The organism is Pseudonocardia sp. TMWB2A (genome assembly GCF_017312135.1).
In genome coordinates this window covers 3,837,523-3,861,049 of record NZ_QKQY01000002.1, presented here as the reverse complement: position 1 = coordinate 3,861,049, position 23,527 = coordinate 3,837,523, and the positions used below count along the sequence as shown (strand labels likewise).

The following is a 23,527-nucleotide window of genomic DNA, read 5'->3' as shown; positions in this document are numbered from 1 at the left end:
GCTCAGTCGGGCTGGGCGATCCGGCCGAACCGCGACTCCTGCGGGTCGGCGAACACGTGCAGCCCGAACCGCGACGACAGCTCCCGGCAGACCGCGACGCCGCGCACCGAGTTGCCGTGCCGGTCCAGGCCGGGGGAGTACACGCCGAGCCCGAACCAGCGCGGCAGCACCCCCATGATCCCGCCGGACACCCCGCTCTTGGCCGGGATGCCGACGTCGTGCGCCCACTCGCCCGCGGCGTCGTACATCCCGCACATGCTCATCACGCTGATCACAGTGCGCAGGTGCTCGCGGGGCAGCGCCCGTTCACCGGTCAGCGGGTTGACCCCGCCGTGGGCCAGCGTCGCGCCCATCGCCGACAGCTCCGGCGCGGTCACCGTGATCGAGCAGGCGGCGAGGTAGACGTAGAGGCTGTCGTCGATGTCGCCGTGCAGCATCCCCAGGCTCCGCATGAGGTAGCTGAGCCCGAGGTTGCGGTCGTTGGAGACCAGCTGCTCGTCGAGGACGGCGCGGTCGATCTCCAGCGACGGGTTGCCGGTGTAGACCCGGTTGCGCTCCAGGAGCCGCTCGGCGCGCTCCTCCCTGGTGGCCCCCTTGACCATGTTCGCCGCGACCAGCGCCCCCGCGTTGATCATCGGGTTGAACGGGCGGTTGTGCGTCTCGTCGAAGGTGATGGAGTTGAACGGGTCCCCCGACGGCTCGACCCCGACCCGGCGCAGCGTCTCGGCCAGGCCGTTGTCCTCCAGCGCGAGCCCGTAGGTGAAGACCTTCGAGATCGAGTGCAGCGGGAAGCGGACGTCGCAGTCGCCGACCTGCCACTGCGTGCCGTCGACGTTCGTGCCGGCCAGGCCGAACTCCTCGGCCCGGGCCTCCATCGACGCCGGGTAGTAGCTGACGACCTCCTCGCCGGGCAGCAGGCTGCCACTGCCGGCGGTACAGGTGATGCGGAGGTCCTCGAACTGCTGCTGGACCAGTTCGCGTTCGGCCTGCGCGACCATCGGTGTCCCTTTCGTCGGGGGTGTCCGGTCGCAGAACCTACTGCCCGGGCCGCCGCTGGGCCGGGATCCGGGCCACGGGTCGCCACAGCCGCTCCCAGCCCATGTCCGCGAAGCAGGGCCCCTGGACGGCCTCGGAGAACTTGATGTCGTTGTGCCCGGCGTTCCACTCCAGTACGACGGGCCGCCCGTCGGCGTCGACGGCCAGGTCCCACCCGACGCAGCGCGCGAACGGCATCCCCCGGTGCAGCTCCAGCACCGCCGCGACGCACCCGTCGAAGCCCGGCACGGTGGTCCCCGTGAACCCCGCACCGGAGTCGGGGTGGGCGTCGACGCGCGTCCAGCGCGGGGTCAGGCCGTGGTCGGCGAGCCGGCCGGTCATGGTGTCCACGGCGACGCGCACGTGGCTGTCGGAGCGCACGTGGGTGTCGGCGGCGCGCCCGAACCGCAGGTAGGCGGCCCGGACCGAGGCGACGCCGTCGTCGGTCACGACGGTGGTGACCCGCATCGTCGCCACCGAGCCCGGGGTGAACCCCGCCAGCAGCGGGTGCTGGTCGACCCAGCTCTGGAACACCCCCGACGGCAGCCCGTCGAGCTCGGCGGGGTCGAACCCCGACCGGTGCAGCACCCGCACCCCGGCGCCCTGGATCGAGTCGTCGGACTTGAACACTGCCCGGTCGGAGCCGGCGAACAGCACCGACGCGAGCCCGGCGCGGTCGAGGTGGCGCAGGTCGCGGTCGTAGAGGCCGCCGTTGACCCAGTAGGCGACGTCGGCGATCAGGTCGGACCGCAGCAGCCGCCGCGACAACGGCTTGAGCTTCGAGACCTCGCCGTAGGGCCCCTGCACGGCGGGGAGCACGACCCGGCCGTAGTAGTTGTCGGGGATCCAGCCCTCCCGGAACTCCCCGGCCACCGCGGCGTAGACCCGCAGCCAGGGGGCGTAGCCGCGCCAGCCCAGCACGTCGCCGGCCCAGGCGTCGCACGCCGGGGCCAGCGCCGGGTCGGACGGACCGCGCTCGGCCTCGATCGTGGCGAGGAGCGCCGCCGCCTCCCCGCGGTGGCGGCGGTGGAACCGGATGGCCCCGGCCCGGCGCAGCGCCCGGTCCGCGACGACGTCCAACGTGGCCATGCGTGCCTGCTCCCGGTGTCGACGACGATGTCCCGCAGAGGACTCGCCCGCCGCGCCGGAACGTTTCCCGGACGTCAGAGCCCGTCGGGCAGCCAGCCGTCGCCGGAGGGGTACATCTCGGTCGCCTCCTCCCGCCGGCCCGGGCGCACGATCCGGCCCAGCCGCGACTCCGACGGGTCGGCGAACACGTGCAGCCCGAACCGGTCCGACAGCTCCCGGCACACCGCGACCCCGCGCACCGAGTTGCCGTGCCGGTCCAGCCCGGGGGAGTAGACGCCGACCCCGATCGCGTCCGGGATCGCCGCCAGGATCGCCCCGGACACACTCGACTTGGCCGGGATGCCGACCTCGTAGGCCCACTGCCCGGCGGCGTCGTACATGCCGCACATGCTCATCACGCTGAGCACGTCACGGGTGTAGGTCCGCGGCAGCGCAGGCACCCCGGTGAACGGGTTCGCCCCGCCCCGGGCCAGGGTCGCCGCCATCGTCGACAGCTCCGCGGCGGTGACGGTCACCGAGCAGGCCGCCAGGTAGACGTACAGGTTGTCCTCGATGTTGCCGTGCAGCATCCCCAGGCTGCGCATCAGGTAGGACAGCGCGACGTTGCGGTCGTTGGAGACCAGCTGCTCGGCGAGGACGTCCTCGTCGACGGCCAGGTCGGGGTTGCCCGCGTAGATCCGCAGCCGGGTCAGCAGCCGCTCGACCTTCTCCTCCCTGGTGGCGCCGTGCACCAGGTTCACCGCGACCAGCGCCCCCGCGTTGATCATCGGGTTGAACGGGCGGTGGTTGACCTCGTCGAAGCTGATCGAGTTGAACGGGTCGCCGGAGGGCTCGACCCCGACCCGCAGCAGGACCTCCTCGCGGCCGTTGTCCTCCAGCGCCAGGCCGTAGGTGAACACCTTGGAGATCGAGTGCAGCGGGAAGCGGACCCCGGCGTCGCCGACCTCCCACTGGGTGCCCTCGATGTCGGTGGCGGCCAGCCCGAACAGCTGCGCCTGCCCGGCCATCGACGGCGGGTAGTACGCGACGACCCGCCCGTCGGGCACCCCGCCGGGGCTCCCGACCGCCCCGTGCAGCTCCTCGAGCTGCCGCTGCACGATCGCGCGCTCGGTCTGCTGCTCCATCGGCGCCCCTCTCGCGGACCGGTCCGTCCGGTGCGGAGCGCAAACTAGATCACCGGTGCCGGGTCACTCGATCCCGGGCATGATCCGGCGGCGCAGCTCGGCCAGCTCGTCCTGCACCTCCGGGTCGGCCGGACCCGCCTTCTCCGGCGCCGGGGCGATGCCCATCGACCGCAGCAGCCCGGTCGCGGCCGCGGCCGGGTCCCCGGTCTCCCCGAGCACCGGGTGCAGACCCTGGTCGGCCAGGTGGTGGAACACCAGGTTCACCACGGTCCACGGGTTGAACGTCTCCTGCTCACCGGACATGCGCCACCTCCACGTGCCGGTACGGCCGCGGCGCCGCACCCGGGGTCGAGCCTTTGCCGTCCGCGCGCCGCCGTCAACGACCCTGTCGCAGGATGAGACACCCCGGCGCGGTCCCGGGTGCCCGCGGCCCGGGGCGCCCGATCCGTCCCGTCCGGCCTGGCTACGATGCCCGTCGTGTCCTCCGCCCGCGCCGAGCGACTGGTCAACCTGGTGCTCTGCCTGATGTCGACGCGCCAGTACCTGTCCGCGGAGCGGATTCGGTCCATCGTCCCCGGCTACGCCGACGGCACCGGCGACGAGGCGTTCTTCCGGATGTTCGAGCGGGACAAGGCCGAGCTGCGCGAGCTGGGCGTGCCCCTGGAGACCGGCCACAACTCGGTGTTCGACACCGTGGAGGGCTACCGGATCGCCCGGGCCGACTACGAGCTCGGCGAGATCCATCTCGACCCGGACGAGGCGACCGTCGTCGCGCTGGCCGGGAACCTGTGGGACTCCCCGGAGCTGGCCGGCGCCGCGCACGGGGCGCTGGTGAAGCTGCGGGCCGCGGGCGTCGAGGTCGCCGAGACCCCGGCCGCGGCGATCCGCCCCGGGGCCGCCGCGGGCGAGCCGGCCCTCGCGCCGCTGCTGGGCGCGGTGCGCACCGGCCGCGTCGTCACCTTCGACCACCGCCGCGGCGGCCCCACCGGGGAGCTGGTGCGGCGCACCGTCGAGCCGTGGGGCGTGGTGTCGTTCCGGGGCCGCTGGTACCTGGTGGGCCACGACCGCGACCGCGACGACGTGCGCTGCTTCCGGCTCTCCCGCGTCGAGGGCCCGGTGCGTGCCGTCGGGCCGGAGGGCGCGGTCACCGTGCCCGAGGGCGTCGACCTGCGGGCGCTGGTGCGTGCCTCGGCGGGCCCGCAGCCGGTGTCGGGCACCGCACGGGTCTGGGTCGCGGCGGGGCGCGCGGCCGGGCTGCGCCGCACCGGCCGCGAGCGCGGGCCGCGCGAGCACGCCGGACGGCCGGGCGTGGAGATCGAGCTGGACCTGCGCGACCGGGGCACGGTCGCGCGCTGGCTGGCCGGGCACGGCCCGGACGTCGCCGTCCTCGACCCGCCGGAGCTGGCCCGCGCGGTCCGCGAGCTGTGGGAGGCCGCGCTGGGCGCCGGTGCCCTCGGGAGCCGCACGTGAGCCGCCAGGGCGTCGCCCAGCGCCTGCCCCGGCTGCTGTCGCTGGTGCCCTATCTGCGGGCGCACCCCGGGGTGCCGGTCGCCGAGGCCGCCGCGGACTTCGGTGTGGACGAGCGGCAGCTGCGCAAGGACCTGGAGCTGCTGTGGATGTGCGGGCTGCCCGGTTACGGGCCGGGTGACCTGGTCGACCTGTCCTTCGCCGGGGACACCGTCGACGTCGTCTTCGACGCCGGGCTGACCCGGCCGCTGCGCCTGACCACGACCGAGGCGACCGCGCTGCTCGTGGCGCTGCGGATGCTGCACCAGACCGCCGGGGTGGTCGACTCCGACGCCGTCGGGCGGGCCATCGCGAAGGTCGAGGCCGCGGTGGGGGAGGCGGCCGGTCCGGGCGGGCTGGTCACCGTCGAGTCCGGGATCGGCGAGCGCGACACCACCGCCGTCGTGCGCCGGGCGCTGGACCGCGGGCGCGCGCTGCGCATCGTCTACTTCACCGCGGGCCGTGACGCGGTGTCCCGCCGCGACGTCGACCCGATGCGGCTGGTCGTCAGCGGCGGGCGCGGCTACCTGGAGGCGTGGTGCCGCCGCGCCGAGGACGTGCGGATGTTCCGCCTGGACCGGGTGGAGCAGGCCGAGGAGCTCGACGAACCGGCCCGCGCCCATCCCGAGGCCCGGCCCGTCGACGTCTCGCACGGGCTGTTCAGCCCGCGCGCCGAGCACCGGTACGCGGTCCTGGAGCTCGACCCGGACGCGCACTGGGTCGCCGAGTACTACCCGGTCGACGAGGTGCGCACCGGTGCCGGCGAGCTGGTCGAGGGCGACCCGCCGCCCGGCGCGCCGGACCCGGTGCCCGCCGCGGCGGGCGGCGACGACCGGCTGCGGGTGCTGCTCCGCTTCGCCGACGACGACTGGCTGGTCCGCCTCGTGCTCGGGCTCGGTGGCGCGGCCCGCATCGTCGAGCCCCCGGAGCTGGCGACGGCGGTGCGCGAACGGGCCCGCGAGGCCCTGCGGATCGCCGACGCATCACCCTGAGTCACCTCGATTACCCCGGGAGGGGGTATGCGACAGGATGACGACGGCGGAGTGAACACCGGGTGACCGGAGCCACGTCCCGGGACGGGGGGACCGGGCGACCGATTCGCCCGTGTCTACACTCGGTGGCGACCCGGCCCGATCGACGCGAGGTGGACCCATGCCCGGTGGCTACGAGTGGCTGATCATCATCGCCGTTCTGCTCCTGCTGTTCGGCGCGAAGAAGCTGCCCGAGATGGCACGGTCGGTCGGTCAGTCCGCCCGCGTGTTCAAGGGCGAGATGAAGGGCCTCAAGGACGACGACGCCCGTACCCGGCAGGCCGAGGAGTCCAAGCCCGCCCAGGAGCTGCCCGCGGCCGCCCCGGCGCCGCAGCAGACCGCCCCGGCCCCGCAGCAGACGCCGCAGCCGCCGTCGGCGCAGGCCACCGACCGGCCCGCCGGTCCGACCGCCTGAGGCACCTCCTCCCGTGAAGGCACCGTTCCGTCGGAAGCGCAGGCTCAACCCCGACGGGACCATGACCCTGATCGAGCACCTCTACGAGCTGCGCAACCGGCTCGGCATCTCGCTCGCCGCGATCGTGGTGACGACGGTGTTCGGCTACATCTGGTTCGAGGTCTCGTTCTTCGGTTTCCCGAGCCTGGGTGAGCTGCTCAAGGAGCCGTACTGCTCGCTGCCGCCCTCGGCGCGCGCGTCGCTGACGGCCGACCCGAACGCCTGCACCCTGCTCGGCACCACCCCGTTCGACCAGTTCATGCTGCGCCTGAAGGTCGGGGCGACGGCCGGGGTGATCCTGGCCTGCCCGATCTGGCTCTACCAGCTGTGGGGCTTCATCACCCCGGGCCTGCTGAAGAAGGAGCGCCGCTACGCGCTGGGCTTCGTCTCGGTGGCCGCGGTGCTGTTCGTCGCCGGCGCGGTGCTCGCCTACCTGATCATCCCGCAGGCGCTCGGCTTCCTGCTGACCATCGGTAGCGAGATCCAGACGACGGCGCTGACCGGCACGTCGTACTTCTCGCTGGTCGTGAACCTGATCATCATCTTCGGGGTCAGCTTCCTGATCCCGCTGCTGGTCGTCGCGCTCAACGCGGCCGGGGTCGTGTCCTACGACGTGCTCCGCCGCTCCCGGCGCGGGCTGATCTTCGGGCTGTTCTGCTTCGCCGCGATCGCCACGCCCGGCCAGGACCCGATCTCGATGCTGGCGCTGGCGTTCGCGCTGACCCTGCTGTTCGAGGCGGCCATCCAGGTCTGCCGGATCACCGACCGCCGCCGGGCCCGCCGGCGCGCCGCCGAGGGCTGGGACTCCCTGGACCCGGACGAGCCCTCGCCGCTGGACACGACGCCGTCGCCGATCGAGGGGCCGTCGCGGATCGAGCCGTCCCGGATCGAGGCCCCCGCGCCGGTGTCGACCACCCGGACCCCCGTCGTCGCCCCGGACGGCGGCACCACGGGTGCGGCGAACGGCCGCACCGGGGGTGCCGGGACCAACGGGACCGCCCCCGAGCCGCCCCGCTACGACGACATCACCTGACCGGGGCGGTGCCGCGGATCCCCCCGCGGCCCCGTCCGGCACGGCTCCGTAGGCTTGCCCCCCGGATCGGGTCGGGCGGCACTGAGGAGCGGGTCGGGACAGATGAAGTACAACCGGGTGGTCATCAAGCTCAGCGGACAGGCGATGGCCGGTGCCGACGGCTTCGGGTTCTCCGCGCAGGCCCTGTCCCACCTCGCCGACCAGATCCGGCAGATGCGCGCGCTGGGGGTGCAGGTCGCGGTCGTCGTCGGCGGCGGGAACGTGTTCCGCGGCAACCGCTCCGAGACCTGGGGGATCGACCGCGTCGAGGCCGACAACATCGGCATGCTCGGCACCGTGATCAACGGTCTCCTGCTGCGCGGCAAGCTCTCCGCGGGCGGTGAGGAGAACGTCCGCGTGATGACCGCGATCCCGATCAACGCCGTCGCCGAGCCGTTCCTGCGGCTGCGCGCCAAGCGGCACCTGGAGAAGGACGCCATCCTGATCTTCTCCGGCGGCAACGGGCAGCCGTTCATCACCACCGACTACCCGAGCGTGCAGCGCGCCCTGGAGATCGGCGCGGACGCGCTGCTGGTGGCCAAGCACGGCACCGACGGCGTCTACGACACCGACCCGCGCACCAACCCCGACGCCCGCCGCTACGAGCGCCTGCCCTACGACGAGGTGCTGTCGCGCCGGCTGGCCGTGATGGACCAGACCGCGTTCATCCTGGCCCGCGACCACGGCCTGCCGCTGCACGTGTTCGACATCGAGAAGGACGGCCTGATGGCCGCCATCTGCCGCGGTGAGCACCACGGCACGGAGATCAACCCCGACATCGTCGAGGCGGAGTTCGCCCACCCGGAGTAGCCCGGCGGTGCCACGTGGCCCGGCTCACGCCGTGACGGAGCAGGGTGTCGGTGCCGTGTGACAGCCTGGGGCCGTGAATGGTTCCGCCGCCGACCCGGCCGCCGCGTACGCGGCGGCGAAGGCCCGCGCCGCCTACCCGCGGCTGGCCGAGTTCACCGGTCTGATGCCCTTCGACCTGGACCCGTTCCAGCGCGAGGCGTGCGAGGCCCTGGAGGACGGCCACGGCGTCCTGCTCTGTGCACCCACCGGCGCCGGCAAGACCGTCGCGGGAGAGTTCGCCGTGCACCTGGCCCTGTCCGAGGGCCGCAAGTGCTTCTACACCACGCCGATCAAGGCGCTGTCCAACCAGAAGTACGCCGACCTGGTCGCCCGCTACGGCGCGGACGCGGTCGGCCTGCTCACCGGCGACACCGCGGTGAACGGCGACGCCCAGGTGGTCGTGATGACCACCGAGGTGCTCCGCAACATGATCTACGCGGACTCCGACAAGGCGGCGAACCGGCGGCTGGACCACCTCGGCTACGTGGTGATGGACGAGATCCACTACCTGGCCGACCGGTTCCGCGGCGCGGTCTGGGAGGAGGTCATCCTCCAGTTGCCCGAGCACGTCGCGGTCGTCGGGCTCTCGGCCACGGTCAGCAACGCCGAGGAGTTCGGCGACTGGCTGGTCGAGGTCCGCGGCGACACCCGCGTGGTGGTCGACGAGCACCGCCCGGTGCCGCTGTGGCAGCACATGATGGTCGGCAACCGGCTGTTCGACATGTTCGGCGAGCGGAGCACCCCCGGCGGGCCCGGTGAGGTCGTCGTCGACCCGGAGCTGGTCCGCTACACCCGCGAGATGGCGCGGCGGGACTTCACCACCTCACGCGGCTCGGACCGGGCGGGCGACCGCGGGCCGCGCGGCCGGGGTGGTCCGCAGCGCGGCCGCACCCGGGGCGGGAAGACCGACTCCACGGCCGTCGTCGGGCGGGGGCCGCGCGGGGGCGGGCCGTCGCGCGGTGGGTTCCGGCCGCCGTCGCGGGTGCAGGTGATCGACCGGCTCGACCGCGAGGGGCTGCTGCCCGCGATCACGTTCGTCTTCTCCCGCGCCGGCTGCGACGCCGCGGTCGGCCAGTGCGTGCGGGCCGGGGTGCGTCTGACGGTGCCCGAGGAGGTCGACGAGATCCGCCGGATCGTCGAGAAGCACACCGGCGACCTGCCGCAGGCCGACCTCGGCGTGCTCGGGTACTGGGAGTGGCGCGAGGCCCTCGAACGCGGCGTCGCCGCCCACCACGCCGGGCTGCTGCCGGCGTTCAAGGAGACCGTCGAGGAGCTCTTCGTCGCCGGCCTGGTGCGCTGTGTGTTCGCCACCGAGACCCTGGCACTGGGCATCAACATGCCCGCCCGCACCGTCGTGCTGGAGCGGCTGGTCAAGTACAACGGCGAGGCCCACGTCGACCTCACCCCCGGCGAGTACACCCAGCTCACCGGGCGCGCCGGGCGACGCGGGATCGACGTCGAGGGCCACGCCGTGGTGCTGTGGGCGCCCGGCATGGACCCGGAGCAGGTCGGCGGGCTGGCCTCCACCCGCACCTACCCGCTGCGCAGCTCGTTCCGGCCGGTCTACAACATGTCCGTCAACCTGGTCGGGCGCCTGGGCACCGACGCCGCCCGCGAGCTGCTGGAACGCTCCTTCGGACAGTTCCAGGCGGACCGGTCGGTGGTCGGGCTGGCCCGGCGGATCGACCGCAACACCGAGGCCCTGGACGGCTACCGGGAGGCGATGAGCTGCCACCTCGGCGACTTCGCCGAGTACGCCGACCTGCGCAGGCGCATCGCCGACCGGGAGAAGTCGCTGCGCCGCCAGAACACCGTCGCCGCCCGCGACGAGGCCTCGGAGTCGCTGCGCGAGCTGCGCCCCGGCGACGTGATCGCGGTGCCCTCGGGCAAGCGCGCCGGGATCGCCGTGGTGCTGGACCCGGGGATCGGGGCGGTGTCGGCCGCGGGCCGCGACGCCGAGGTCCGGCCGCTGGTGTGCACCGAGGACCGCTGGGCGGGACGGCTGTCGGCGGCGGACTTCCCGGACGCGGTGGAGGTGCTGGGCCGGATCAAGCTGCCGAAGCGGGTCGAGCACCGCTCCCCGCAGGTCCGCCGGGACCTGGCCTCCTCGCTGCGTGCCTCCCGGCTGGGGGAGGGGCGCGCCCTCGGGCGTCGTCGCCGGCCCGGGGTGCAGGACGACCCGGAGCTGTCGACCCTGCGCCGGGCCCTGCGCGCGCACCCCTGCCACGGGTGCGACGACCGCGAGGCGCACGCCCGCTGGGCGGAGCGGCACGCGAGGCTGGAGCGGGAGACCGAGACGCTGCGGCAGAAGGTGCGGGCCACGACGCACTCGCTGGCCCGGGCCTTCGACCGGATCCGCGCGCTGCTCGCCGAGCGCGGCTACCTCGTCCCGGCCGGGGAGACCGAGCCCGGCGAGGAGGAGATCACCGCGCACGGACGGGTCCTGGCCCGGCTGTGGGGCGAGTCGGACCTGCTGGCCGCCGAGTGCCTGCGGCACGGCGCCTGGGACGGCCTGGAGCCCGACGAGCTGGCCGCGGTCGTCTCGGCGCTGGTCTACGAGTCCCGCCGCGACGACGCACCGATGCCGCGGCTGCCCACCGGCCCGGTGTCCGACGCCCTGGAGCGCACCGTGCGGCTGTGGGAGGAGCTCGACGCCGACCAGCGCCGGCACAAGGCCGAACGCACCCGCGCACCCGACCTGGCCTTCGCCTGGCCGATGCACCGGTGGGCGCGCGGCGAGTCCCTGGCACAGGTCCTGGAGGCCGCCGAACGGAACGGGCACGAGCTGTCCGCGGGCGACTTCGTACGCTGGACCCGGCAGGTCCTCGACCTGCTCGACCAGATCGCCGGGGTCGCCGGGCGGTCGAGCGCGGTCGGGAAGGCGGCCCACCGGGCCTCCGGTGCGGTCCGGCGCGGCGTGGTCGCGGCCGGTATGCAGTAGCAGTCACGAGCAGCACCAGCAGTCACGACGGCACGACGAGAGAGACGGGCGGACGAGTAGGCGATGAACAACCCGCAGGGACCGGACCGGCATCCCGAGGATGCCGCGGAGCGGACCGGGGAGATCCCCGCCTGGGGCACGCCGCCGCCCGGCGGGTGGGGCGCCGACCCCGAGACCACCGGAGCCTGGTCCCCCGACCACGACGACCGTGACGGCTGGGCCGCCCACGACGCCGGCGGCGCACCCGCGCAGGGCACCGGCGGCTGGGACGCCGTCCCGCCCGCGGGCGGACGCCACAGCGGCGACACCGGCGGCTGGGCCGCCCACGACGGGTCCGCCGGGGACCCGGCCCGCGGTGAGTCGCTGTGGGGCGACGAGGCAGGCGCCGACACCGGCACCGACGGCGGATGGGCCGTCCCGACCGGGCGCCGCGCCCGTCGCCGGGCCGCCGAGGCCGGAGCCCCCACCGACGCCGTCCCCGCGTCGTCGCCCGGGTCGCCCTGGGCCGACGCGCAGACCACCGCGGCCGTCCCGGCCGACGGCGGGTCCGGGCCGGGCGGGTGGCAGCAGAACCCCGGCCCCGGTGAGGACGAGCCCTGGGTCTCCCGGGACGCGGTCCGCTCCCCGTCGCGGACGCGGCTGTACGTCCTGGCCGGGGTCGGCGCCGTGGTGGTGGCCGCACTCGTGGTCGGTGCGCTGTTCTGGGCGGGCGTGCTCGGCAGCGACCGGCTCGACCGCACCGCGCTGCAGGCCGGGGTCAACCAGGTCCTCACCCAGGATTACGGGCTGCAGGTCGGTGCGATCGCCTGCCCGGAGGACGTCGAGGTGTCGGCCGGCACACAGTTCACCTGCCAGGCCGTCGTCGACGGCGAGCAGGTCGAGGTCCCCGTGGTCGTGACCAGCGACCAGGGCGACTACCAGGTCGGGCGGGTCTGACCGGGCCGCGGTGACGGGCCGGGTAATCGGCTGGCGCGCGGGGCGCGCGGACGCGAGGCTCGTCGGATGTGAGCCCCGATGACCCGTTCGCCCCGCACCCCGCCCCGCCGACCGTCGCCCCCCACACGGTCCGCACCCTGACCGACCCCGCCGACCGGCGCCGCGCGTTCGACCTGTTCCTGGGCACCCTGCACCACGGCCCGATCACCGACGACGCGTGGGAGGCCCACGGGCAGGCCCCCGACGAGCACTGGCTCGGCGTCGCCGACCCCTCCGGTGCGCTCGTCGGGTCGGCGTACTCCTTCCCGACCCGGCTGACCCTGCCCGGCGGGGCCCGGGTCCCCGCCGCCGCGGTCAGCGGCGTCGGGGTGCGACCCGACCGGACCCGCGCCGGGCGCCTGACCGCGCTCATGCGCGCCCAGCTGACCGCGGCCCGCGACCGCGGCGACGTCGCCGCCGTGCTCCGCGCGTCGGAGGCCGGCATCTACGGCCGCTTCGGCTACGGCGTCGCCTCCCGCGCCGACCAGGTCCGCGTCACGGCGGGAGCCGTGTGGCGCCCGGAGGCCCCGGCCGGGGGCACGGTGCGGATGCTCGACCCCGACGAGGCGACCGCGCTGCTGCCCGGCCTGCAGGAACGCCTCGCCGCGGACCGCCCGGGCGGGATGACCCGTTCCGCGCGCTGGTGGCGGCGGGCGCTGCGCCCCGCGGGCCCGCCCGCCGGCGAGTACAAGGGCGTGGCGGTGCACACCGGCACCGACGGCGTCGACGACGGGTTCGTGGTGTGGGGCGTCGCGGAGGGCGACCTGGCCACCGGCGGCACGGACGAGGTCCGGCTGCAGCAGCTCTGGGCCGCCGGGCCGGCCGCGACGGCCGGGCTGTGGCGGTTCCTGACCGGCCTCGACCTGGCCGGCGCGGTGACGAGCTGGGCACGCCCCCTCGACGAGGACCTCGACCTGGTGCTGGCCGACTCCCGGGCCCACCGGGTCACCGGCCGCGGCGACGACCTGTGGCTGCGCCTGCTCGACCCGGACGCGGCGCTGCGGGCCCGCGCCTGGGGTCCGGGCGGGCCGGTCGTGCTGCGGGTGCACGACGCGTTCCTGGGCGACACCGGCACCTGGCGTCTCGCCGACGGCGCCGCCGAGCCCGCCGCCGGCGCCGACCCGGACCTGGAGTGCGCCGTCGACGCGCTGGCGGCGGCGTTCCTCGGGGACCGGTCGCCGTCGTCGCTGGTGGCGGCGGGCCGCTGGCGCGAGCTCACCCCCGGCGCCCGGGTCCGGGCGGACGCGCTGTTCGCGGTGCCCGGACCGGCGCCGTGGTGTGGCACGTTCTTCTGAGCGTCCCCGGCCGCGACGCGGACGCTCAGGCCCGGCGGCGGGCCCGGACGACCGCGTCGTGGCCGGTCACCGTGCTGCCGTCGGGCAGCGTCACCGGCCGCGGCCGCGCGTCGGCGACCAGCACCTCCCACCGGTCCGGGTCGAGCGCCCCGGCGAGCTCGTGCTCGTCGGGGAACAGCTCCGGCTCCGGCGGGCGCGGGATCCCGGCGGCCAGGTCGCGCGGGTGGTGCAGCACCAGTAGCAGCGTCCCGCCGGGTGCGACGGCGTCGGCGAGCGCGGTGTACAGCGAGCGGCGCACGTCCGGGGGCAGGTGCAGGAACTGGGTGTTGACCAGGTCGTAGACGCCCGCGGCGGGCGGGTCGGAGCGCAGGTCGGTCGCGGTGAGGGTGACCGCGTCGGCCCACCCGGCCCGCTGCACGGCGGCCCGGGCCCGCTCCACCGCGACGGGGGAGACGTCGACGGCGTCCACCCGCCAGCCCCGCGCGGCGAGCCAGACCGCGTCGCCGCCCTCCCCGCAGCCGACGTCGAGGGCCCGCCCGGGCGGCAGGTCCGCGGCCTCGGCGACGAGGGCGGCGTTGGCGTCGCCGCTCCAGATCTGCGGGCGGGTGTCGTAGTGGGCGTCCCAGAACGCCGCGGACCAGCGGTCCTCGGTCACGGTGGCTACTCCGGTGGGTCGGGTGGGCGGGGTGGGCGCAGCGGCTGTGCTGGTGCCGGTGGTGAGTCCGTGCACCCGGTCGCCCGCGACGAGCGCGGCGACCCGGCGCTCGGACGCGGCACCGAACGGGTCTGCGGGAGAGGAGGTCATGGGACCACCCTGCGCGCCACGGCGCGACACTGGCAAACATCGTTGCCGGGATGGCAAACTGCCCGGTGTGAACGAGGCGATCGCGGACACCCTGGCCGGCGTCGGCCCCCGGCTGGCCGGGCTGCGCACCGCGCACGGCATGACCCTGGCCGACCTGTCCGAGGCCACCGGCATCTCGGTGAGCACGCTGTCGCGCCTCGAGTCCGGCGGGCGCCGCCCGACCCTGGAGCTGCTGCTCCCGATCGCGGCCGCCCACCAGGTGCCGCTCGACGAGCTCGTCGCGGCCCCACCGGTCGGCGACCCACGGGTGCGGCTGCGGCCGCGCCGGGCCAACGGGATGACCGTCGTCCCGCTGACCGAGCGCCCCGGCGGGCTGCAGGCGTTCAAGATGCTCATCCCGTTCCGCGGCGACGAGCCCGACCCGCGGGTGCACGAGGGCTACGAGTGGCTCTACGTCCTCGACGGCAGGCTGCGCCTGGTCCTCGGCGGGCACGACGTCGTGCTCGGCGCCGGGGAGGCCGCCGAGTTCGACACCCACGTCCCGCACTGGTTCGGCTCCGCCGACCGCGACCGCGCCGTCGAGCTGCTCAGCCTGTTCGGCCCGCAGGGCGAGAAGATCCACACCCGCGCCGCGCCGCGTGAGCGCCGCACCGGCGGCCACGGCGGCTGAGCCTCAGTCGAAGAACGCGGGCACGTCCACCGGGCCGCCCGCCTCGGCGAACTCCGCCGCGACCGCCCCGCGCAGCGCCGCGTCGTGCAGCAGGTCGGCCACCACCGTCGCCAGCCCGGCGGCGCCGTCGAGCACCGCGCGGTCCCCGGCCGCACCCGCCGCGGCCTCGGCGAACCCGGTGGTGTGCAGCGCGGTGCCCGGCTCCGCGATCGCGATCATCGGATGGATCGACGGCACCCGCAGCGAGACGTTGCCCAGGTCGGTCGACCCGGTCTCGGACTCCGGCACCACCCCGCGCGGGTACACCGTGCGCCCCCGCCCGGCCTGGTGCACCGCCCAGCGCGCGGCGAGGGTCCGGTTGTGGCGGATCGGCAGGTACGGCGGGCGCGGGTCCCACTCCAGGGTGTGGCCGCAGCCGGTCATCGCCGCCGCCGCGACGGCGATCGCCTCCACCCGCGTGGTCAGGTCCCGCAACGTCTCCGGGTGCTGCGAGCGCAGGTAGTAGCGCGCCGACGCCCGCTCCGGCACGACGTTGGGCGCCTGCCCGCCGTCGACGACGATGCCGTGCACCCGGTCCCCGTCGGGGATGTGCTGGCGCAGCATCGCGATCCCCTGGTAGCCCAGGACGACCGCGTCCAGGGCGTTGCGGCCGCGGTGCGGTTGGGCCGAGGCGTGCGCGGCGACCCCGTGGTAGGTCACCTCCAGCTGGCGGCGCCCCAAGAACGGGTGGTCGGCGATGTCGTGGGCGAACGGGTGCAGCATCACCGCGGCGTCGACGCCGTCGAAGGCACCGTCGCGGGCCATCGTCTCCTTCCCGCCCCCGCCCTCCTCCGCGGGCGTGCCGAGCAGCACCACGGTGCCGCCGACCGGGTGCGCGGAGAGCACCCGCGCCAGCGCCAGGAACGCGCCCACCGCCGCCGAGCAGATCACGTTGTGCCCGCAGGCGTGCCCGATGCCGGGCAGCGCGTCGTACTCGGCGAGCACCGCGACCGTCGGGCCGTCCCCGGAGCCGAGCGTCGCCCGCAGCGCCGTGTCGAGCCCGTGCACGCCGACGGCGGCGTCGATCCCGTGCCCGGCCAGCAGCGCGGCCACCGCGGCGACCGAGCGGTGCTCGGAGAACGCGGTCTCCGGGTGGGCGTGCAGGTCGTGCGACAACGCCAGCAGCTCGTCCCGCAGCTCCTCGACCGCGTCCGCCACCGCCTCCCGCACCGCGGCGGGGGCGCCGTCGTGGGGGGAGGTGATCGGCTCGGCCGCCGCCGCGCGCACCGCGGTCTCCCGGGCCACGGCCTCGTCGTACGCCGACGACGGCGGGATCGGCAGCCCGTGGTCCGGGCAGGTCACGACGACGCCGCCGCGTCCAGGGCCTTCCGCAGTCGCCCCACCGAGGACTCCAGACCCCACCGCCGTGCCAGCTCGTCGAGCCGGTCCGGGTCGGCGAACGCCGCCGGGAGCACGTCGTCGCGGCTCAGGTCGACCTCGGCGTCGGTCCGCACCCGCACCACCGGCTCGACGACGTCGAGGTAGTCCCGCGCCGCCGCCAGCTTCGCCCGCGGCCCCGCCCCGATCCGGGTGTCGCCGTCGCCGACCGCGGCCAGCAGCTCCGCCCACGAGCCGAACCGGCCCACCAACGTCGCCGCGGTCTTCGCACCGACCCCGGGCACGCCGGGCAGCCCGTCGGAGGGGTCCCCGCGCAGCATCGCCATCTCCGCGTACGCCGCGCCCGCCCGCTCCCGGGGCACCCCGAACTTCTCCGCGACGTCGTCCGGGCCCAGGTTCTCGGCCTTGTTCAGCCCGCGGCCGATGTAGAGCAGCCGCACCGGCGGGGCGTCGCGCACGATCTGCATGAGGTCCCGGTCCCCGGACACTCCCAGCACCGGGTCGACGGCCTCGCGGTGGGCCAGGGTCCCGATCACGTCGTCGGCCTCGCAGCCCACGGCCCCACCGGTGGCGATCCCCGCCGCCGCCAGCACCTCCATGATCAGCGGCACCTGCGGGGCGAGGGTGTCCGGCACCTCCTCGGGCACCCCGGCCGGCACCTCGTCGCCGGCCCGGCCCGCCTCCACCCGGTGCGCCTTGTACGACGGCAGCGCGTCCACCCGGAACGCCGGCCGCCAGTCCAGGTCCAGGCAGGCCACCAGCCGCACCGGGCGGTGCTCGGTGACCAGCCGCGCGATCATGTCGGTGAACCCGCGCACCGCGTTCACCGGCGTCCCGTCCGGGGCGGTGACGCTCTCCGGCACGCCGAAGTAGGCACGGAAGTACATGCTCGCGGAGTCCAGCAGCATCAGCGGGCGCTCACTCATGCCGCGAGTCTGGCACCGCCGCCGTACCCGGGTGGGCGCCGCACCCGCGCGGACCGTGCAGAATGCCCGGTGTGGAGAACAGCGGAACCACCACGAACAGCGGACCTGCTGCGGTCACCGGGCGCGACGACTGGACCGCCGAGCGGGACCTGTTCGTCGTCACCGAGCAGCGCGGCGGCCCCGCCGAGGACGCCCTGGCCGACACCGGCCCGCTCGCCCGCGAGTTCGCCGCGCTCACCGGCGCACTGCTCGCCTCCGGCTCGGTCGCCGACGTCCTCGCCCGGGTCGTCGCCGCGGTCCGCCGGGTCGTGCCCGGCGCGGACATGGTCAGCGTCACCCTCCGCGACGACGACGGCCGCTTCCACACCCCCGTCGAGACCGACCCCGCCGCCTCCTCGATCGACGAGGCCCAGTACGCCAGCGGCCGCGGCCCCTGCGTCGAGGCCGCCCGCGCCGACGGCCCCGCGCTGGCCTCCTCCGACGACCTCGCCGCCGAGAGCCGCTGGAGCGACTTCGCCCACGCCGCCGTCGGGCACGGGTTCCACTCGGTGCTGGCGGTCTCGCTGATCCCCAACGCCGAGCCGCCGCGGCTGCCCGGCGCGCTCAACGTCTACGCCACCGACCGCCGGGCGTTCACCTCCGCCGACCGCGACCGGCTGATGCTGCTCGCCACGCACGCGTCGCTGGCCCTGGCCACCTGCGTCGCCGTGTCCAACTCCGGGCTCCAGGAGACCCAGCTGCGCCAGGCGATCGCCTCGCGCGACGTGATCGGCCAGGCCAAGGGCATCCTGATGGCGCGCCGCGGGCTCACCGCCGAGGAGGCCTTCGACGTGCTCCGCCGCACCTCCCAGGACCTCAACGTCAAGCTCGTCGAGCTCGCCGGGACCGTCACCGCGCACCCCACCGCGCTCGACACCGACTGACCCGCCCGCCGGCTCCGCAGGCGTCCGGTCACGCAGCGCGTCCGGACGCCCACCGGCATCCGCCCGGCCCACGCCGCGGTGCTCCGGGTGGCGGTCGTGTACCCCCCGTGCCCGCCTACGCTCACGGTCATGACCGATGCCGTCCCCACCGAGCTGCTCGCCGACCGGCTGCGCCGTGCCGGTGAGCACGCCGCCGAGCAGGGCACCGACGTGCTGTTCCTGACCCCGGGAACCGACCTGCGCTACCTGACCGGGTTCGACGGGTCCTCGCACGAGCGCCTGACCTGTCTGATCGTCCCGGCCGCCGGGCACCGGGCGCCGCCCGCGCTCGTCGTCCCGTCGCTGGAGGCGCCCGGGTTCGCCGGTGTGCCGCTGGAGGCCCTCGGCATCGACCTGGTCACCTGGACCGACGGCGAGGACCCGTACCTGCTGGTCAGCGACCTCGCCGGCGGCCCCACCCGGATGTCGGTCGACGACGACATGCCCGCCCGCCACGTCCTCGGCCTGCGCCACGCCTTCCCCGACGTCCCGCAGTACCTCGGCGGCACCGTGCTGCGCGAGCTCCGCATGCGCAAGGACCCCGCCGAGATCGACCGCCTGCGCGAGGCCGGCGCCGCCATCGACCGGGTGCACCGGCGGATGGGCGAGTTCCTGCGCCCCGGCCGCACCGAGGCCGAGGTCGGCGCCGACATCACCGCCGCGATCGTCGCCGAGGGCCACACCGAGGCCGCGTTCGTCATCGTCGGCTCCGGCCCCAACGGCGCCAGCCCGCACCACGACGTCTCCGACCGCGTGATCGAGGCCGGCGACGTCGTCGTCATCGACATCGGCGGGCCGCTGCCCGGCGGCTACAACTCCGACTGCACCCGCACCTACGCCGTCGGCGGCGAGCCCGGCCCGGAGGTCAAGGAGACCTACGCGGTGCTGCAGGAGGCCCAGGAGCGCGCCGTCGCCGCCGTCCGGCCCGGTGCGACCGCCGCCGACATCGACCGCGCCGCCCGCGAGCACATCGCCTCCGCCGGGCACGGTGAGCACTTCATCCACCGCACCGGGCACGGCATCGGCCTCGACGTGCACGAGGAGCCCTACATCGTCGGCGGCAACGACCTCGTGCTCACCGAGGGCATGACCTTCTCCGTCGAGCCCGGCATCTACCAGGCCGGCAAGTGGGGCGCCCGGATCGAGGACATCGTCGTCGTCACCGCCGACGGCGTGGAGCGGCTCAACACCACCGCCCGCGACCTCGTCGTCCTGTAGCGACCCCCGAGGCGCGTTCGGGGTCACCCTCCGGGTGTTCCCCGAGCGCGCCGGACCCCGGTGGTGCCAGGGTGGGGTAGGTCGAGTCCGCAGTACGAAGGAGAACGCAGTGAGCATGCCCCAGTCCCAGCGCCTGGTCCGGCCCCGCAGCGGGAAGGTGATCGCGGGGGTGTGCGCCGGGCTCGCGGACCGCTTCGGGCTCGGCCGCAACACCGTGCGGTTCCTGTTCGTGCTGTCCTGCCTGCTGCCCGGCCCGCAGTTCGTCATCTACCTCGCCCTCTGGCTGATCATGCCGAGGAGCACGGTCTGACCGAGCGGTGTGAGCGCCGTCGCGGGGCCCCGGTGTGGACCCGCGACGGCGCCCCTGCCATCATCTCCCGCGTGATCGAGCCGACGACCGCCGCCGCGCGCCCCGTGCGCGCCGCCGCATGTCGCTGTCGTCGGGGTCCGTCCCCGCGCGGCTGACACCGCCGTCCCGGCTCACCGTCCATGGACCGCTCGCGCCGCCCGGGTACCGACCCGCTCCGGACCCGTGTCCGTACCGGCCGCCCCGGCCCCGCACGCGAAGCGATCACCAGGTGCACACCCTCTCCGGCCAGACCGTCCTGGCCCTGCACGCCCACCCCGACGACGAGTCGATCTTCACCGGCCTGACCCTGCGCCGCCTCGCCGACGCCGGCGCCCGCGTCGTGCTCGTCATGGCCACCGGCGGTGACCTCGGCGAGTCCCGCCTCCCCCTGGAACCCGGCGAGACCGTCCCCGACCGCCGCCGCCGCGAGCTCACCGACGCCGCCGCCCTGCTCGGCGTGCACCGCCTGGTGCTGCTCGGGCACCGCGACTCCGGCCTGCCCGGCGGCCCCGGCCTGCGCCACCCGCGCGCCCTCGCCGGCGCCGACCCCGTCGCGCTCGGCCGCGCGGTCGCCGAGATCGTCGACGCCGAGGGCGCGGACACCGTCCTGCACGACGACGACGCCGGCATCTACGGCCACCCCGACCACCGCGCCGCGCACGCCGCGGGCGCCATCGCCTGCTCGCTCACCGGCGCCCACGGCTACCGGATGACCGTCGACCGCGAGCACCTCGCGCTGGCCGCGCGCGACCGGCACCTCGTCCACGGCGCCGCGCACGCCGCGGGTGTCGGCTACGGCCGGGTCACCGCCGAGATCGCCGTCGCCGTCGGGGGCGGACCGGCCGAGCTCGCCGTCAAGCGGGCCGCGATGCTCGCCCACGCCAGCCAGATCGCCCCGGACGCGGTCGACGAGGCGGGCTTCGCCGCCGCCTACGGCTACGAGTGGTTCCTCCCCGGTGAGAACACCGGCGGCCGGGCCCGCGGCGGTGTCCTGGAGGCGCTGGGCAACGCCCATCTGCTCGCCGGGACCCGCTGACCGCCGTCCCCGTCCCACACCCGCTCCGGCCCCGGATCGGGCCCCGCGTCCGATGCCGCCGCGTCGGACGGTCGCAGCGCTCCACTACGCTGTCCGCACGACCGCGCTCCGCCGCACTACGACGAGCGGTGACCGAGCAGGTGCGGTCGGTACGGGTAGGGTCGTCCGGTCGACACCGATCGGGCGGGGGAGAGGACGAGAATGGTCGAACCGCCGGGCCCGGTCCTGGTCGTGGTTCCCACCTACGACGAGCGGGAGAACCTCGGTCCCGCCGTCGCGCGGCTGCACGCCGCGCTGCCCGACGCCGACGTCCTCGTCGTCGACGACGCCAGCCCCGACGGCACCGGAGAGCTCGCCGACGCCCTCGCCGCCGCCGACGAGCGGGTCCGCGTCCTGCACCGCTCCGGCAAGGACGGCCTCGGCGCCGCCTACCTCGACGGCTTCCGGCACGCGCTGACCGGCGAGCACCAGGTCGTCGTCGAGATGGACGCCGACGGCTCGCACGCCCCCGAGGACCTCCCCGCGCTGCTCGCCGCCCTGTCCGACGCCGACGTCGTCCTCGGCTCCCGCTACGTGCCCGGCGGGCGCGTCGTGAACTGGCCCTGGCACCGCGAGGTCCTCTCCCGCGGCGGCAACCTCTACTCCCGCCTCGCGCTCGGCGTGCCGCTGCGCGACATCACCGGCGGCTACCGCGTCTATCGGCGCACCGTGCTCGAGCAGCTGCAGCTGGACTCGGTCGCCTCCCAGGGCTACTGCTTCCAGGTGGACATGGCCTGGCGGGCCCTGCAGGCCGGGTTCCGGGTCAGCGAGGTCCCGATCACCTTCACCGAGCGGGAGCGCGGCGCCTCCAAGATGAGCGGCGGCATCGTCGCCGAGGCGCTGTGGCGGGTCACCTGCTGGGGCCTGTCGCACCGGCTCGGCCGCGACACCCCCCAGCGCCCCGCGGGCCCGGTCACCGAGGGCGCCGCACACGGCTGAGCCGCGCGGCGCCCCCGGGTGCGCTCAGGCGCGCGCCGGCAGGGCCGCCAGCTCCGGCACCAGGTCGTCGAGACCCAGCGTGCCCTGCGCGAGCGCGGCGGCGTGCCACGCGGCGAGGTCGAACTCCTCCCCGCGGGCGGCGTGCGCGGCCCGGGCCCGCTCCCGCCCGGTCAGCCAGGCCCGCTCGCCCAGCTTGTAGCCGATCGCCTGGGCCGGTCCGCCGAGATAGCGCAGCAGCTCCGAGTCGGCCATCGCGTCCCCGCCGCCGACGTGCCGGCCGAAGAACTCCCGCCCCAGCTCCGGGGTCCAGCGCTCCCCGGGCCCGACCGGGGAGTCGTCGGGGACCGGCAGCGACAGGTGCATCCCCAGGTCGATCACCACGCGCACCGCGCGCAGCATCTGGGCGTTGAGGTAGCCCAGCCGAGAGCCCGGGTCGGAGTGGTGGCCCAGCTCGTCCATCAGCCGTTCCGCGTAGAGCGCCCAGCCCTCCACGTCCGCGCTCACCGCACCCACCAGCGACGTCTGGAACGTCGACAGCTCCCGGCTGCGCACCGCCCACGACGCCAGCTGCAGGTGATGGCCCGGGACGCCCTCGTGGTACCAGGTGCTGATCAGGTCCCACAGCGGGTAGCGGTCGTCCTCGCTCGCGGGCAGCCAGGTCCGGCCCGGCCGCGAGAAGTCCAGCGCCGGCGGTGTGTAGTACGGCGCCGCCGCGCTGCCCGCCGGCGCCAGCCGGGACTCGACCTCCCGCAGCCGGCCGGACAGGTCGAAGTGGACACCGTCGAGCTCGGCGATCGTGTCGTCCATGATCTTCTGCAGGTGCGCCCGGGCGGCCTCCCCGCCGACGACGACCCCGGTCGAGCCCCCGTCGGTCTCCAGGAACTCCATCGCCTCGCGCACGCTGCCGCCGGGCACGATCCGCGCGGCCTCGACGGCCATCTCCTCGCGGATCCGGCGGAACTCCGACCAGCCCCACTCGTAGACCTCGACGGTGTCGATGTCGGCGCCGTTCCAGAACCGGTTCGCGATCCGGTACCGGTCGGGGCCCACGCCGTCCGGGGTCCCCTCCGCGGCCGGCAGGTACTCCGCGGCCAGCCAGTCCCGCAGCTCGCCCAGCGCCGCCGTCGCCTCCCGCGCACCGCGGTCCAGGTCGGCGCGCACGGCGTCACCGACGGAGGCGTCCGCGGCGAACCCGGCGAACCAGCCGCGGCCGCCCGCGTCGCCGTTCCAGGCGTCGATCTGCTCGGTCACCCGCACCACCTGGCGCGGCGCGGCGAACAGCCCGCGACGGCGTCCCTCGGCCAGCGACGCCCGGTACCCGGCAAGGGCCTCGGGGACCCGCGCCATCCGCGCGGCGACGGTGGCCCAGTCCTCGTCGCCGTCGACCGGCATGAGGGTGAACGCGGTCCGCAGGGTCGCCAGCGGCCCGAACAGCTCCTGCACCGCGCGCAGCGGCTCCCCGGAGCCCAGGTGGTCGAGCTGGGCGCCGAGACGCTCGCGCAGCAGCCGCGCGCAGCGACGCTCGTCGGGGTCGGCGGGCTCGCGGGCGCCCGTGGTGGTGTCCAGCCGCTCCAGGGTCTCCCGGCAGGCGGCGACGAGCGCGGCGGTGCCGTCGGGGGAGAGGTCGGGCAGCTCGTCCTGCCGCTCGGTCCAGCCGAGGTCACCGGCGAGGACCGGGTCGAGCTCGGCGAGGCGCCGGACGTGGTCGTCGGCGAGGTCGCGGACCGCCCGGGCGGGGCGTGCGGTGCTGGCAGTGCTGTCGGTGCTGTCGGTGCCGGTCTGCTGATCGTTCATCACCGGTCATCATGCCCGGACGCGACGGAGCCCGGACCCCC

At 75.5% G+C, this 23,527-nt stretch carries 22 protein-coding genes; 14 read left to right on the top strand and 8 right to left on the bottom strand.

Annotated elements, in window-relative coordinates:
* Positions 1-2: 2 nt before the first annotated feature.
* From glsA (DMP17_RS32615) to DMP17_RS32600, 4 genes are all read right to left on the bottom strand, one after another.
* Complete coding sequence (gene glsA / locus DMP17_RS32615) at positions 3-998, bottom strand: glutaminase A (protein ID WP_337831546.1); 996 nt, start codon at positions 996-998, stop codon at positions 3-5.
* Positions 999-1,035: 37 nt separating this feature from the next.
* Positions 1,036-2,124, bottom strand: a complete 1,089-nt coding sequence (locus DMP17_RS32610) for a sugar-transfer associated ATP-grasp domain-containing protein (RefSeq protein WP_337831545.1) — start codon at positions 2,122-2,124, stop codon at positions 1,036-1,038.
* Positions 2,125-2,198: 74 nt separating this feature from the next.
* Positions 2,199-3,248: a glutaminase A gene (glsA, locus tag DMP17_RS32605; RefSeq protein WP_337831544.1), complete on the bottom strand. Its 1,050-nt coding sequence runs from the start codon at positions 3,246-3,248 to the stop codon at positions 2,199-2,201.
* Between the two features lie 63 nt (positions 3,249-3,311).
* A complete protein-coding gene (locus DMP17_RS32600) occupies positions 3,312-3,551 on the bottom strand; it encodes a hypothetical protein (RefSeq protein ID WP_073574845.1) in 240 nt (79 codons plus the stop codon).
* 174 nt (positions 3,552-3,725) lie between these two features.
* On the opposite strand from DMP17_RS32600, the gene DMP17_RS32595 reads away from it, so the two are divergent.
* The 8 genes from DMP17_RS32595 to DMP17_RS32560 all read left to right on the top strand — a co-directional run bounded on the left by DMP17_RS32595 (position 3,726) and on the right by DMP17_RS32560 (position 13,371).
* Positions 3,726-4,718: a helix-turn-helix transcriptional regulator gene (locus DMP17_RS32595; protein ID WP_337831543.1), complete on the top strand. Its 993-nt coding sequence runs from the start codon at positions 3,726-3,728 to the stop codon at positions 4,716-4,718.
* Complete coding sequence (locus DMP17_RS32590) at positions 4,715-5,746, top strand: helix-turn-helix transcriptional regulator (RefSeq protein WP_062395072.1); 1,032 nt, start codon at positions 4,715-4,717, stop codon at positions 5,744-5,746. The genes DMP17_RS32595 and DMP17_RS32590 overlap by 4 nt, the downstream gene beginning before the upstream one ends.
* A gap of 160 nt (positions 5,747-5,906) precedes the next feature.
* Complete coding sequence (gene tatA, locus DMP17_RS32585) at positions 5,907-6,200, top strand: Sec-independent protein translocase subunit TatA (protein WP_337831542.1); 294 nt, start codon at positions 5,907-5,909, stop codon at positions 6,198-6,200.
* Between the two features lie 61 nt (positions 6,201-6,261).
* Positions 6,262-7,272, top strand: a complete 1,011-nt coding sequence (gene tatC, locus DMP17_RS32580) for a twin-arginine translocase subunit TatC (protein WP_226357159.1) — start codon at positions 6,262-6,264, stop codon at positions 7,270-7,272.
* Positions 7,273-7,374: 102 nt separating this feature from the next.
* Positions 7,375-8,121 carry a UMP kinase gene (gene pyrH, locus DMP17_RS32575; RefSeq protein WP_062395067.1) on the top strand — a complete coding sequence of 249 codons (747 nt, stop codon included), beginning with the start codon at positions 7,375-7,377 and terminating at the stop codon, positions 8,119-8,121.
* Positions 8,122-8,194: 73 nt separating this feature from the next.
* Positions 8,195-11,101 (top strand): DEAD/DEAH box helicase, encoded by a 2,907-nt coding sequence (locus DMP17_RS32570; protein WP_337831541.1) that lies wholly within the window; start codon positions 8,195-8,197, stop codon positions 11,099-11,101.
* Between the two features lie 63 nt (positions 11,102-11,164).
* Positions 11,165-12,037, top strand: a complete 873-nt coding sequence (locus tag DMP17_RS32565) for a DUF4333 domain-containing protein (RefSeq protein WP_226357157.1) — start codon at positions 11,165-11,167, stop codon at positions 12,035-12,037.
* A gap of 68 nt (positions 12,038-12,105) precedes the next feature.
* Positions 12,106-13,371, top strand: coding sequence for a GNAT family N-acetyltransferase (locus DMP17_RS32560; RefSeq protein WP_337831540.1), 1,266 nt, complete (start codon positions 12,106-12,108; stop codon positions 13,369-13,371).
* 25 nt (positions 13,372-13,396) lie between these two features.
* Here the strand turns inward: DMP17_RS32560 and DMP17_RS32555 are convergent, their stop codons facing one another.
* Positions 13,397-14,176, bottom strand: coding sequence for an SAM-dependent methyltransferase (locus tag DMP17_RS32555; protein WP_337831539.1), 780 nt, complete (start codon positions 14,174-14,176; stop codon positions 13,397-13,399).
* 79 nt (positions 14,177-14,255) lie between these two features.
* Here DMP17_RS32555 and DMP17_RS32550 point away from each other — a divergent pair, with 79 nt between their 5' ends.
* Complete coding sequence (locus DMP17_RS32550) at positions 14,256-14,846, top strand: helix-turn-helix domain-containing protein (protein ID WP_374203897.1); 591 nt, start codon at positions 14,256-14,258, stop codon at positions 14,844-14,846.
* A gap of 3 nt (positions 14,847-14,849) precedes the next feature.
* Here the strand turns inward: DMP17_RS32550 and DMP17_RS32545 are convergent, their stop codons facing one another.
* Positions 14,850-16,187 (bottom strand): M20 family metallopeptidase, encoded by a 1,338-nt coding sequence (locus tag DMP17_RS32545; protein ID WP_337831538.1) that lies wholly within the window; start codon positions 16,185-16,187, stop codon positions 14,850-14,852.
* Positions 16,184-17,149 (bottom strand): 5'-3' exonuclease, encoded by a 966-nt coding sequence (locus DMP17_RS32540; RefSeq protein ID WP_226357152.1) that lies wholly within the window; start codon positions 17,147-17,149, stop codon positions 16,184-16,186. Before DMP17_RS32540 ends, DMP17_RS32545 begins: the two co-directional genes overlap by 4 nt.
* Before the next feature lie 71 nt (positions 17,150-17,220).
* Between DMP17_RS32540 and DMP17_RS32535 the strand changes: the two genes are divergently transcribed.
* The 5 genes from DMP17_RS32535 to DMP17_RS32515 all read left to right on the top strand — a co-directional run bounded on the left by DMP17_RS32535 (position 17,221) and on the right by DMP17_RS32515 (position 21,692).
* On the top strand, positions 17,221-18,072 hold the full coding sequence (locus DMP17_RS32535) for a GAF and ANTAR domain-containing protein (RefSeq protein ID WP_226357151.1): 852 nt from the start codon (positions 17,221-17,223) through the stop codon (positions 18,070-18,072).
* A 129-nt stretch (positions 18,073-18,201) separates the two neighbouring features.
* Positions 18,202-19,329, top strand: a complete 1,128-nt coding sequence (locus tag DMP17_RS32530; protein ID WP_337831537.1) for a M24 family metallopeptidase — start codon at positions 18,202-18,204, stop codon at positions 19,327-19,329.
* 115 nt (positions 19,330-19,444) lie between these two features.
* Positions 19,445-19,639: a PspC domain-containing protein gene (locus DMP17_RS32525; RefSeq protein WP_226357501.1), complete on the top strand. Its 195-nt coding sequence runs from the start codon at positions 19,445-19,447 to the stop codon at positions 19,637-19,639.
* A gap of 268 nt (positions 19,640-19,907) precedes the next feature.
* Entirely contained in the window at positions 19,908-20,714 is an 807-nt protein-coding gene (locus DMP17_RS32520; protein ID WP_337831536.1) for a PIG-L deacetylase family protein, read from the top strand.
* 201 nt (positions 20,715-20,915) lie between these two features.
* Positions 20,916-21,692 carry a polyprenol monophosphomannose synthase gene (locus DMP17_RS32515; protein ID WP_226357148.1) on the top strand — a complete coding sequence of 259 codons (777 nt, stop codon included), beginning with the start codon at positions 20,916-20,918 and terminating at the stop codon, positions 21,690-21,692.
* 24 nt (positions 21,693-21,716) lie between these two features.
* Here DMP17_RS32515 and DMP17_RS32510 read toward each other — a convergent pair whose 3' ends face one another.
* Positions 21,717-23,486, bottom strand: a complete 1,770-nt coding sequence (locus DMP17_RS32510) for a DUF885 domain-containing protein (RefSeq protein ID WP_337831535.1) — start codon at positions 23,484-23,486, stop codon at positions 21,717-21,719.
* Between the last annotated feature and the right edge of the window lie 41 nt (positions 23,487-23,527).

What these genes read in the sequence shown, in the direction of transcription:
- glsA (WP_337831546.1), bottom strand. Translation starts at nt 998, where the DNA reads ATGGTCGCGCAGGCCGAACGCGAACTGGTCCAGCAGCAGTTCGAGGAC.
- DMP17_RS32610 (WP_337831545.1), bottom strand. Translation starts at nt 2,124, where the DNA reads ATGGCCACGTTGGACGTCGTCGCGGACCGGGCGCTGCGCCGGGCCGGG.
- glsA (WP_337831544.1), bottom strand. Translation starts at nt 3,248, where the DNA reads ATGGAGCAGCAGACCGAGCGCGCGATCGTGCAGCGGCAGCTCGAGGAG.
- DMP17_RS32600 (WP_073574845.1), bottom strand. Translation starts at nt 3,551, where the DNA reads ATGTCCGGTGAGCAGGAGACGTTCAACCCGTGGACCGTGGTGAACCTG.
- tatA (WP_337831542.1), top strand. Translation starts at nt 5,907, where the DNA reads ATGCCCGGTGGCTACGAGTGGCTGATCATCATCGCCGTTCTGCTCCTG.
- tatC (WP_226357159.1), top strand. Translation starts at nt 6,262, where the DNA reads ATGACCCTGATCGAGCACCTCTACGAGCTGCGCAACCGGCTCGGCATC.
- pyrH (WP_062395067.1), top strand. Translation starts at nt 7,375, where the DNA reads ATGAAGTACAACCGGGTGGTCATCAAGCTCAGCGGACAGGCGATGGCC.
- DMP17_RS32565 (WP_226357157.1), top strand. Translation starts at nt 11,165, where the DNA reads ATGAACAACCCGCAGGGACCGGACCGGCATCCCGAGGATGCCGCGGAG.
- DMP17_RS32555 (WP_337831539.1), bottom strand. Translation starts at nt 14,176, where the DNA reads ATGACCTCCTCTCCCGCAGACCCGTTCGGTGCCGCGTCCGAGCGCCGG.
- DMP17_RS32540 (WP_226357152.1), bottom strand. Translation starts at nt 17,149, where the DNA reads ATGAGTGAGCGCCCGCTGATGCTGCTGGACTCCGCGAGCATGTACTTC.
- DMP17_RS32530 (WP_337831537.1), top strand. Translation starts at nt 18,202, where the DNA reads ATGACCGATGCCGTCCCCACCGAGCTGCTCGCCGACCGGCTGCGCCGT.
- DMP17_RS32525 (WP_226357501.1), top strand. Translation starts at nt 19,445, where the DNA reads ATGCCCCAGTCCCAGCGCCTGGTCCGGCCCCGCAGCGGGAAGGTGATC.
- DMP17_RS32515 (WP_226357148.1), top strand. Translation starts at nt 20,916, where the DNA reads ATGGTCGAACCGCCGGGCCCGGTCCTGGTCGTGGTTCCCACCTACGAC.
- DMP17_RS32510 (WP_337831535.1), bottom strand. Translation starts at nt 23,486, where the DNA reads ATGAACGATCAGCAGACCGGCACCGACAGCACCGACAGCACTGCCAGC.